General features: G+C 73.2%; 8 protein-coding genes. 4 read left to right on the top strand and 4 right to left on the bottom strand.

Annotated elements, in window-relative coordinates; translation table 11 throughout:
- Positions 1-88: 88 nt before the first annotated feature.
- Entirely contained in the window at positions 89-1,132 is a 1,044-nt protein-coding gene (locus AB0912_RS35480) for an alpha/beta hydrolase (RefSeq protein WP_366707388.1), read from the bottom strand.
- Positions 1,133-1,395: 263 nt separating this feature from the next.
- On the opposite strand from AB0912_RS35480, the gene AB0912_RS35475 reads away from it, so the two are divergent.
- Entirely contained in the window at positions 1,396-1,632 is a 237-nt protein-coding gene (locus tag AB0912_RS35475) for a hypothetical protein (protein WP_366707386.1), read from the top strand.
- A gap of 156 nt (positions 1,633-1,788) precedes the next feature.
- Here the strand turns inward: AB0912_RS35475 and AB0912_RS35470 are convergent, their stop codons facing one another.
- Together AB0912_RS35470 and AB0912_RS35465 are read right to left on the bottom strand one after the other, a co-directional pair.
- A complete protein-coding gene (locus tag AB0912_RS35470) occupies positions 1,789-2,508 on the bottom strand; it encodes a 4'-phosphopantetheinyl transferase superfamily protein (RefSeq protein ID WP_366707384.1) in 720 nt (239 codons plus the stop codon).
- The gene (locus AB0912_RS35465; RefSeq protein WP_366707382.1) at positions 2,456-3,364 is read right to left on the bottom strand and encodes a metallophosphoesterase; all 909 of its coding nucleotides are present in this window, start codon (positions 3,362-3,364) and stop codon (positions 2,456-2,458) included. Before AB0912_RS35465 ends, AB0912_RS35470 begins: the two co-directional genes overlap by 53 nt.
- Before the next feature lie 295 nt (positions 3,365-3,659).
- Between AB0912_RS35465 and AB0912_RS35460 the strand changes: the two genes are divergently transcribed.
- The 3 genes from AB0912_RS35460 (at position 3,660) to AB0912_RS35450 (ending at position 8,142) form a co-directional block, all read left to right on the top strand.
- Positions 3,660-4,874, top strand: a complete 1,215-nt coding sequence (locus AB0912_RS35460; protein WP_366707380.1) for an ATP-grasp domain-containing protein — start codon at positions 3,660-3,662, stop codon at positions 4,872-4,874.
- Between the two features lie 356 nt (positions 4,875-5,230).
- Complete coding sequence (locus AB0912_RS35455; RefSeq protein WP_366707378.1) at positions 5,231-6,922, top strand: carbohydrate binding domain-containing protein; 1,692 nt, start codon at positions 5,231-5,233, stop codon at positions 6,920-6,922.
- A gap of 182 nt (positions 6,923-7,104) precedes the next feature.
- Positions 7,105-8,142 carry a pyridoxal-phosphate dependent enzyme gene (locus AB0912_RS35450; protein WP_366707376.1) on the top strand — a complete coding sequence of 346 codons (1,038 nt, stop codon included), beginning with the start codon at positions 7,105-7,107 and terminating at the stop codon, positions 8,140-8,142.
- 61 nt (positions 8,143-8,203) lie between these two features.
- Here the strand turns inward: AB0912_RS35450 and AB0912_RS35445 are convergent, their stop codons facing one another.
- Positions 8,204-9,541 carry a 6-phospho-beta-glucosidase gene (locus tag AB0912_RS35445; RefSeq protein ID WP_366707374.1) on the bottom strand — a complete coding sequence of 446 codons (1,338 nt, stop codon included), beginning with the start codon at positions 9,539-9,541 and terminating at the stop codon, positions 8,204-8,206.
- Positions 9,542-9,801 lie beyond the last annotated feature (260 nt).

Below are 9,801 nucleotides of genomic sequence, written 5' to 3'. Positions count from 1 at the left end.
TCCGCCTTGCAGCTGCACGCACCCTGCCCCGCTCGGCCCAGCCGACAAGGCGCCGCACTCCGGCGCCACCTGATCCAAACGACACGCCCTAGGTGGCGCTGCGTTCGCTCGCCTCGCGCAGGCCTTTCTCCAGGGCGCGGTTCCTGGCGGTGTCCGGCTGTCCCGCCGCCGTGCCCGGGCGGCCGGCGCGCAGCAGGTCACGCCAGTGCTCGCGGCTCCAGTCGGCGGGGCGGGTGCCGGTGGTGAACTCCTCGACCAGGGCGAGGAAGCGGGCCGGGTCGGTGTGGAACGGGAAGTGGCCCGCGCCCTCGAAGATCTCCAGCCTGCTGCCGGGCATGGCCTCGTGGGCACCGTAGGCGTGCCGGACGGGGACCACGCTGTCCCGGTCGCCCCACAGGAGCATGGTGGGCATGCCCTCGGTGAGGTAGCAGCGGTCGAGCATGGTGACCGCCTGCCCGCGCCAGTCGACGACGGCCCGCAGGGTCCGGATGAACGCGCTGCGGGAGGTGGCGTCGGGCAGCGCGTCCACCAGGTTCAGCAACTCCGGTGCGTCCTGGCCCAGATCGGTGTCGAGCAGCCGCATCAGCCGTAAGAAGAGGCCGACTTGGAGGCGCATACCGGGCAGGCGCAGCGACGACAGCGCGAGATGGGCGCCGGGCAGGGACACGGCGCGCAGCACGGGGTTGACCTCGCCGCCGACGCCGCCCGCGCTGACCAGGATCAGCCGCTCGGTGCGCTCGGGGAACTGGTAGGCGAACTGCATCGCCACTCCCCCGCCCAGCGAGTGCCCGACCAGCGTGGCGGATTCGATGCCGAGGGTGGTGAGCAGATCCCGTACGCCGTTGGCGTAGGCGGCCACCGAGTAGTCGGCGCGCGGCTTGTCGGAGGCGCCGTGGCCGAGCAGATCGGGCGCGATCACGGTGTGCCGGCGGGCGAGGTCGGGGATCAGGTCGGCCCAGGTCGCGGAGGAGTCGCCGATGCCGTGGATCAGGACGAGCGCCGGGCCCTCGCCGGCCATCCGGTACGCGCGCCGGTAGCCGTGCACGACGCGGTGACGCAGGATCAGCTCCCCGTCGGCGACGGAACGCAGCCGCGTGGCGCGCCGGGGAGGCGGGGATGGTGTGTCGTCCACGGGCTGGACCTCCCCGTTCCCGGCCGTCGCGAGGGCGGCCGACGCGGCGCGTGAACCGCCGGGAGGGCGGCTCGGGGCCGTCCGGTCGGCGGCCCCTCGGCTCTTCCCTCCAGCGTAGGGCCCCTGTTCCACAAGGGATTTCCGTGAGGTTTCGCCTCCGCTAAGCGGGCGAACCTGTACGGACCGAAACCGGATTGTCAGTGGCGGACGGCAAGCTGGGGTCACGAGCAGTGCCACGACAAGCCGACCGGGAGAGCCGTCCGATGCCGACCGCCGTACTGACCGACCACGAACGCGCCGCCGTGCAGGCCTATCTCCGTCTCCTCCAGACCGTCCGAGCGGCGTTCGACGGCCCGCCGGACGGGGGCCGGCCGCCCCTGGTACCGCCGGCCGTCCTCGCGGAGGCGGAGCGAGCGCTGTCCGCAGCGGGGCTCGCGGGCAACGAGGAGGAGTTCTTCCGCCTGCTGGAGGCTTGGTGCCCGGAGGCGGGCAGGGTGTGAGGGGTGGTGGGGACTGGTGCGCGGAGCAGGGGGGCCGTGCCGAGCCGGGCCACCGTGCCGAGCCAGGCCGCCGTGCCAGGCCGCAAGTGCCGGGCCGCCGCGCCGGGCCAGATGCTCCCGTCGTCGGAGAGCAGGGGCCGTACGCGGGGCGGTCGCCTACGAGCCCCGGGGCCCGCCGCCCGCCGGATCGTGCGGGATCGTCACCGCTGTGGCCAGCAGACCGTCCCTGACCGTCCAGCGGCCGTCGAAGGAGGAGACGCGGTGGCCGTTCACCACCGGTCCGGGGACGAGGAGTCGGGCTCGGAAGCCGCCCGTGGCGGGGGCGGCGTCGGCGGAGTGCGCGGTGACCGCGATGTCGATGTCCGCCTCGGAGAAGTCCAGCCACTCGCCGGTGAGGGGGAACCACGCCTTGTAGACCGACTCCTTGGCGCTGAACAGGAGGCGGTCCCAGTGCACGGCCGGTTCGCGGGTCCGCAGGCGGGCGAGGCGGGCCGTCTCCGAGGGCAGGGCGATGCTTTCGAGGACGCCTTCCGGGAGCCCCTGGTGGGGCTCGGCGTCGATGCCGACGGAGGCGAGGTCGGTGGCGCGGGCGAGGGCGGCGGCACGGTAGCCGTCGCAGTGTGTCATGCTGCCGATCAGACCGGCCGGCCACCGCGGCGCACCGCGCTCACCGGGCAGCACGGGACCCGGCGGGACGCCCAGCTTCTCCATGGCGCGCCGGGCACAGGAGCGCACGGCCGCGAACTCCCGGCGGCGCTTCGCCACGGCCCGTGTCAGGAGCGCCTGCTCCTCGGGGTACAGCGGCGCGTCCTCGCCCCCGTCGTCACCGCGGTTCTCCACGACCACCACGGACTCCGGGAGCAGCTCCTCCATCACCGGCCTTGACCTCCATCGGCAGAATGCGGCGCAGCGTGCCGGGCGGTCCCGGACGCTTGCGCCATTCTCGCGGGTAGCCCACCGAGACCTCTTCGAAGCGCACACCCTCGTGCCAGGTGGTCCGGGGGATGTGCAGATGTCCGTAGACCATGGTCTCGACGCGGAACCGGCGGTGCCAGTCGGCGGTGGCGGTCGTGCCGCACCACATGGCGAACTCGGGGTAGCGCAGGATGTCCGTCGGGTGGCGGTCCAGCGGGTAGTGGTTGACGGGGATGACGGGCAGGTCGCCGGGGAGTTCGGCGAGCCGGCGTTCGGTCTCGGCGACCCGGGCCCGGCACCAGGCGTCCCGGCTCGGATAGGGGTCGGGGTGGAGGAGGTACTCGTCGGTGCAGACGATCCCGGTCTCGTGGGCGTAGGCGAGCCCCTCGTCCTTGGTGGCCTTGCCCGGCGGCAGGAACGAGTAGTCGTAGAGCAGGAACAGCGGTGCGACGACGGCGGGGCCGCCGGGGCCCTCCCAGACGGGGTAGGGGTCCTCGGGGGTGGTGACGCCCAGCTCCCGGCACAGGGCGACCAGATGCTCGTAGCGGGCAACGCCCCGGAGCTGGACGGAGTCCTTCGGGTGGGTCCACAGTTCGTGGTTGCCGGGGACCCAGACGACCTGGCGGAAGCGGCCGGCGAGGGTCTCCAGGGTCCAGCGGATGTCGTCGACGATCTCGCCGATGTCACCGGCCACCAGCAGCCAGTCGTCGTCCGTCTCCGGGCGCAGGCGCTCGACCAGGGCCCGGTTCTCGGGATGGTTGATGTGCAGGTCGCTGATGGCGAGCAGGTTGCCGTCACCGCCGTCGTTCGGCCGCACGCGGGCCCCCCGTGGAAGCGTGGAAAGCGGACGGCAACACAAGAACACACCGGGACGTCGGGGGACAAGGAGGCGCCGGCCGGGAGGCGAGGAAGCGCCGGCCAGGGGCGTCGGCCGGAAGATCGGTGAATCCGTAACATCCCTGTAGCAGCAGAGGGGTCCCGCGCCCCCTATGATCGCCCCAACACCACCGTCTCGAACCGGCCTTGGCGCACGACGGCCCGGTGTACCTCCCCTACCCCTGGCCGGGCTCGGCCTGCTCCGCCGTGCCCGCGAACCGTGAATGGTGGCTTGCATGGGCTCTCGCGTACGCGTCTGGCTCAACCGCACGTACGCGGAGAACGTGTTCTTCATGGATCAGCTGCGAAGTAATCCGCAGCACCGTGCGGTCGAGATCCACGCCACCCACGGCGACGCCGACTCCCCCGTCCTGGCCGCGGCGGACACCGCCGAGATGGAGCCGGAGGGGCTGTCCCCGCGCGCCTACGTCGAGTACGCGCTCGACCTGTGCGCCCGGCGCTCGGTCGACGTGTTCATACCCGTCCTGCACCAGGCCGCGATCGTGGCGCAGCGCGCCGAGTTCGCGGCGGCCGGTACGGCGCTGCTGGCGCCGCCCGCCGAGGCGGTCGCGGTGTTCCACGACAAGGCCACCGCGTACCAGGCGGTCGAGTCCGTGGGCGTGCCGGTGCCTCCGTGGTGGCGGGTGCGCACCGAGGAGGAACTGGTCGCCGCGGTCGAGGCGTTGGAGGCGGCGGGTCAGCGGGCCTGCTTCAAGCCGGCCGCCGGCGCGGGCGGGGTGGGCTTCCGCGTCATCACCCGCTCCCCCTTCTCCCTCGCGCACCTGAGCGGTTTCCCCAGCCCGTACGTGCCTCTCGACCTGGTCGTGGAGGCGCTGCGCGAGACGGAGGAGCCCGTCGACTGGCTGGTGATGCCGCATCTCGGGCAGCCCGAGGTGTCGGTGGACACCCTGACCGGGCCCGACGGCCGGGTGCGCATGGCGATCGGGCGGACCAAGAACGGGCGGCGGCGCGGGTTCACGCTGCACCCTTCCTGGATCGAGCCGGCGCGGCTGCTCGCGGAGGCGTTCGGGCTGAAGTACCTGTCCAACATCCAGTTCCGTATGTACGGCGACCAGCCGGTGCTGATGGACGTGAACACCCGTCCGGCGGGCGGGCTGCACCAGCTCGCGCAGTGCGGGGTCAACGCCCCTTGGGCGGCTGTGCGGTTGGCGCTCGGCGAGGAGACCGGCGAGATCGTGCCGCCGTTCCTCGGGCAGGACTACACGGTGGTGTCGGGTCCGCGTCCGGTCCGCCCGGTGTCGCTCCCGCAGCAGCGGACGGCGGACACGCCGGTGCCCACGCTCCCGGCGGTACCGGCGCAGCCCACGGACTCCCCGGCCGGCCCGCCCACCGCGACGAAGCCGACGATGTCCGCGCCGACCGGTCAGCAGCCCCAGGCCCCCGCCCCGGCCCCCGCCCACCCGGAAAGCGCCGCCACGGCCCCGGCGTAACTTGGCGTGCCCGTACCGGAGGTGGGCCCGTGACGTCCTGCTCGCGGAGTGCCGGGGCTGGGTCGCGGTGTGCGGAGCGGAGGTCGTCGGGTACGCGGCCCTGGCCGGCGAGCTGCTCGAACACCTCTGTCTGCGGCCCGACTTGCGCCGTCGGGGCCCTCCGCTGGACTCCGCGCCGCGCACGCCGGTGATCGCGACCGCGCCGCCCGCCTCGGTCCGGTGAACGCCCGTCAGGATTTTCGGAGTTGTTCCGGCCCGAATTACCGCTCGGCGTCTTGACAGCGCGATTGGTCCATACCAACTTGGTTGCGCACCTCTCTGCACTCCCGAACACCCCCATTCCCCAGGGAGACCGCGTGCGCATCACACAGCTCAGACGCTCCAGACATCGCCTCCTCGCCCTCCTCGGCACGGCCGCGCTGGCCCTCGCCGGGGCAGTCGCCCTGCCCGGTACGGCGCAGGCGGCCAACATCCTGACCAACCCCGGCTTCGAAACGGGCAGCCTCTCCCCCTGGTCCTGCTCCGGCAACCTGGGCTCCGTCGTCTCCAGCCCCGTCCACGGCGGCTCCAAAGCCCTGGCCGGCGCGGTGAGTTCCAGCGACAACGCGCAGTGCACGCAGACCGTCTCGGTCCAGCCGAACACGACGTACAGCCTCAAGGGCTGGGTCCGCGGCAGCTATGTCTACCTCGGGGTCGACGGCGGCGCGTCGACCTGGACCTCGTCCCCGTCCGCGTACAGCCAGCTCAGCGTCTCCTTCACCACCGGCGCCTCGCAGACCAGCGCGAAGATCTACGTCCACGGCTGGTACGCGCAGGGCACCTACTACGCCGACGACATCAGCCTGGACGGCCCCGGCGGTGGCGGGGGCGGCTCGGACACCCAGGCGCCGACCGCGCCGACCGGTCTGACCTCGACCGGCAAGACCTCCACCAGCGTGTCGCTGTCGTGGGGCGCGTCGAGCGACAACGTCGGCGTCACCGCGTACGACGTCTACAGCGGCTCCAACCAGGTGCTCAGCGTGTCGGGGACCAGCGCGACGGTCAGCGGGCTGTCGCCCAGCACCGCCTACACCTTCACCGTCAAGGCGCGGGACGCGGCCGGGAACACCTCGGGCGCCTCCAACGCCGTGAGCGTCACGACGAGCGCGGGCAGCGGCGGCGGCACCGGCTTCAAGCAGGCCGCGCCCTATCTCTACGAGGGCTGGGGCGACCCGCCGAACCCGACGACGGTGATGAACGCGACCGGCGTCAAGTGGTTCACGATGGCGTTCGTGCTGGACTCCGGTGGCTGCAACCCGAGTTGGGACGGCAGCCGGCCGCTGACCGGCGGGGTCGACCAGACCGCGATCAACCAGATCCGTTCCGCGGGCGGTGACATCGTGCCCTCGTTCGGCGGCTGGCAGGGCAGCAAGCTCGGCGCCAACTGCTCCTCGGCGAGCGCACTCGCGGGCGCGCTGCAGAAGGTGATCGACGCCTACAGCCTCAAGGCGATCGACATGGACATCGAGAACACCGACGAGTTCGAGAACGAGGCCGTCCAGGCGAAGATCCTGACCGCGCTGAAGACCGTCAAGGCCAACAACCCGGGCCTGAAGACGATCGTCACCTTCGGCACCTCGACCACCGGCCCGACCTACTACGGCAACCGGCTCATCGAGCAGGCGCAGTCCCTGAACGCGGGCATCGACGTGTTCACCATCATGCCGTTCGACTTCGGCGGCGGCTCCGACATGTACGGCAACACGGTCAACGCGACCGAGGGGCTGAAGACCAAGCTGAAGTCGACGTTCGGCTGGGACGACGCCACGGCCTACTCGCACATCGGCATCTCCGGCATGAACGGTCTGTCGGACCAGCAGGAGAACACGACGCCTGCCATCTGGACGCAGATCCGTGACTGGTCGAACGCGCACCACATCGCGCGGCTCGCCTACTGGGCGGTCAACCGCGACCGGTCCTGCCCCGGGGGCGGCGTGGTGAGCAACTGCTCCGGCATCAGCCAGAGCACCTGGCAGTTCACGTCGATCACGGCCGGCTTCACCGGCTGAGCGACAAGGCGACGGGACAACACGGCGGGCCGCCCGGATCTCCGGGCGGCCCGTCGCCCTAGGCTCTGTCGTCACATGCCCGCCTGCCTGCCGACGCCATGCCCGCCCTCCGGGCGAACGACGGGGATGTGACGACAGGACCTAGAGTCTCCGTACGACCGGCGTCAGCAGAAAGGCCCGCGGTGACCAGTACGTCTTCCGGGAACAGCAGCCCGCCCCGCGCCCGGCTGGGCGGTTGGCCCACCCCGCTCGAACCCGCGCCCCGGCTGGCGGCGGCGCTCGGCCTCGGCGCCGACGACCTGTGGATCAAGCGCGACGACCTCACCGGCCTGGGCGGCGGCGGCAACAAGATCCGCAAGCTGGAGTGGCTCTGTGGCGCGGCGCTCGCCGACGGGGCCACCGTGCTGGTGACGACCGGGGCACCGCAGTCCAACCACGCCCGGCTGACGGCCGCCGCGGCGGCCCGGCTCGGTCTGCGGGCCGTCCTCGTGCTCGCGGGCTCCGGCGGCGTCTCCCCCGGGGAGGCGCCGCCCGCCTCCGGGAACCTCGCGCTCGACGGTCTCCTCGGCGCCCGGGTCGTCTGGGAGGGCGACCGCGCGAGGCTCGCCGAGCGGGCCGAGCAGGTGGCGGCGGAACTGCGGGCGGCCGGGGAGGTACCGGCGCTCATCCCGTTCGGCGGGTCCAGCGCGCTGGGCGCCCGGGGCTACGCGGGGTGCGCGGACGAACTCGTCGACCAGGTGCCTGACGTGGCCAGCGTGGTCGTCGCCCTCGGCTCGGGCGGCACCATGGCCGGGCTCGTCGCGGGCCTGGGCGGCGGGCGGGTCCTCGGCGTGCACGTCGGCGCCGTCGAGCGGCCCGCCCGTACGGTCGCGGATCTGGTCACGGAGGTGTGCGGCGCCCCGTGCGACCCGGCCGCGCTGCGGGTGCGCCTCGACCAGGTGGGGGCGGGCTACGCCACGCTCACCGAGCCGGTCATGGACGCGCTGACCCTGGCGGCGCGGACGGAGGGCCTGGTCCTGGACCCCGTCTACACCGGGCGGGCGATGGCCGGGCTGGCCGCCGCCGTCGCGGACGGCGACATCACCCCCGGGCAGCGCACGGTCTTCCTGCACACCGGCGGCCTGCCCGGCTTCTTCGGCCATCCGGCGGCGGTCGCGCGGGCGGAGTCCGGACTGCTCGGCCCGGCGGACGCCCCCGCCGAGCCGCCGACAACTCCCTGACCCCGAGCGGCCGTTCGACCCCGACCCCAGCCCCGCCCAGCCCCGGCCCGGCCGAGGACGGCTATTTCAGGTAGCCCAGGCCCGGGTGTACGGCGGTGTAGCCGTCGACCAGAGCGCGTGCCACGTTCACCGAGTCGACCAGCGGGTGCAGGGCGAAGGCCTTCACCGCCGTCGTACGGGACCCGGAGGCGGCGGCGGAGAGCACCTCGCGTTCGACGGCCTTGACCGCGCAGACCAGGCCGGTGGCGTGTCCGGGCAGCGGGTCGACGGCGACGGGGTGGGCGCCGTTCGCGTCGACCAGGCAGGGCACTTCGATGACGGCCTCGCTGTCGAGGGCGGTGAGTGTGCCGCGGTTGCGGACGTTGAGGATCAGGGTGGTGCGTTCGTCGCGCGCGATGGCCCGCATGAGGGCGAGCGCGACCTTCTCGTAGCCGCCCGACAGATCGTCGTCGTCGCGTTCGCCGGCGCCGGCCGCGTCCCGGTTCTCGGCCATGTAGGTGGCCTCGCGTTCGGCGCGCGTACGGTCCCAGGCGCTCAGCGCTTCGGCGTCCGGGCGCTTCATCTCCGCGTAGAAACCGGCCTGTTGGTCGCGCAGGAACGCGCCGCGTGTGCGGTCGGCCCGCTGGTAGGCGTGGACGGTCTCGCGGTTGAAGTAGTAGTAGTGCAGGTATTCGTTGGGGATCGCGCCGAGCGACTGGAGCCACTCGGTGCCGAAGAGTCTGCCCTCCTCGAAGGAGCCGAGCAGGGCGGGGTCGGCGAGCAGGCGCGGGAGTTCGTCGCGGCCCGCGACGCGCAGGCCGCGTACCCAGCCGAGGTGGTTGAGTCCGACGTAGTCGATGAACGCCTCGCGCGGGTCGGCGCCGAGGACGCGAGCGATCCGGCGGCCGAGGCCGACCGGCGAGTCGCAGATGCCGATCACGCGGTCGCCGAGGTGCCGGGACATGGCCTCGGTGACCAGGCCGGCCGGGTTGGTGAAGTTGATGACCCAGGCGTCGGGTGCGAGCCGGGCCGCGCGCCGGGCGATGTCCACGGCGACGGGCACGGTGCGCAGTCCGTACGCGATGCCGCCGGCGCCGACGGTCTCCTGGCCGAGGACGCCGAGGTCGAGGGCGACGCGTTCGTCGGCGGCGCGGCCCTCCAGCCCGCCGACCCGGATCGCGGAGAACACGAAGTCGGCGCCGCGCAGGGCCTCGTCGAGGTCGGTGGTGACCGTCACCTCCGGCGCGCCGGGGTCGCCGGCCGCCTGCTCGGCGAGGACCCGGGCCACGGCGGAGAGCCGGTCCGCGTCCAGGTCGTGCAGCACGACCCGGGTGACGCGGCCCTCGGCGCGGTCCGCGAGGAGCGCCCCGTAGACGAGGGGCACGCGGAATCCGCCGCCGCCGAGAATCGTCAGCCTCACGCAAGTACCACCTTCGCAGTTCGTCCGACGCCACGGACCGGCGCCACGGGCCGATGCCACGGGCCGCGCGGCGCGGGTCACGCCACGGCCCCCGGACGCCCGCCCCGAAAGGTTACTCGGCGGCGCCGGACGCGCCGCGCGGCCCCGGACGCGCCCGGCGTCCCGGCCGCCTAGGGCGTGTCGTTTGGATCAGGTGGCGCCGGAGTGCGGCGCCTTGTCGGCTGGGCCGAGCGGGGCAGGGTGCGTGCAGCTGCAAGGCG

It is taken from the genome of Streptomyces sp. NPDC007084 (assembly GCF_040703595.1).
Classification (GTDB): Bacteria; Actinomycetota; Actinomycetes; order Streptomycetales; family Streptomycetaceae; genus Streptomyces.
The sequence above is the reverse complement of the archived record's forward strand: the minus strand, read 5'-3'. Positions and strand labels throughout refer to the sequence as shown.

What these genes read in the sequence shown, in the direction of transcription:
- AB0912_RS35475 (WP_366707386.1), top strand. Translation starts at nt 1,396, where the DNA reads ATGCCGACCGCCGTACTGACCGACCACGAACGCGCCGCCGTGCAGGCC.
- AB0912_RS35460 (WP_366707380.1), top strand. Translation starts at nt 3,660, where the DNA reads ATGGGCTCTCGCGTACGCGTCTGGCTCAACCGCACGTACGCGGAGAAC.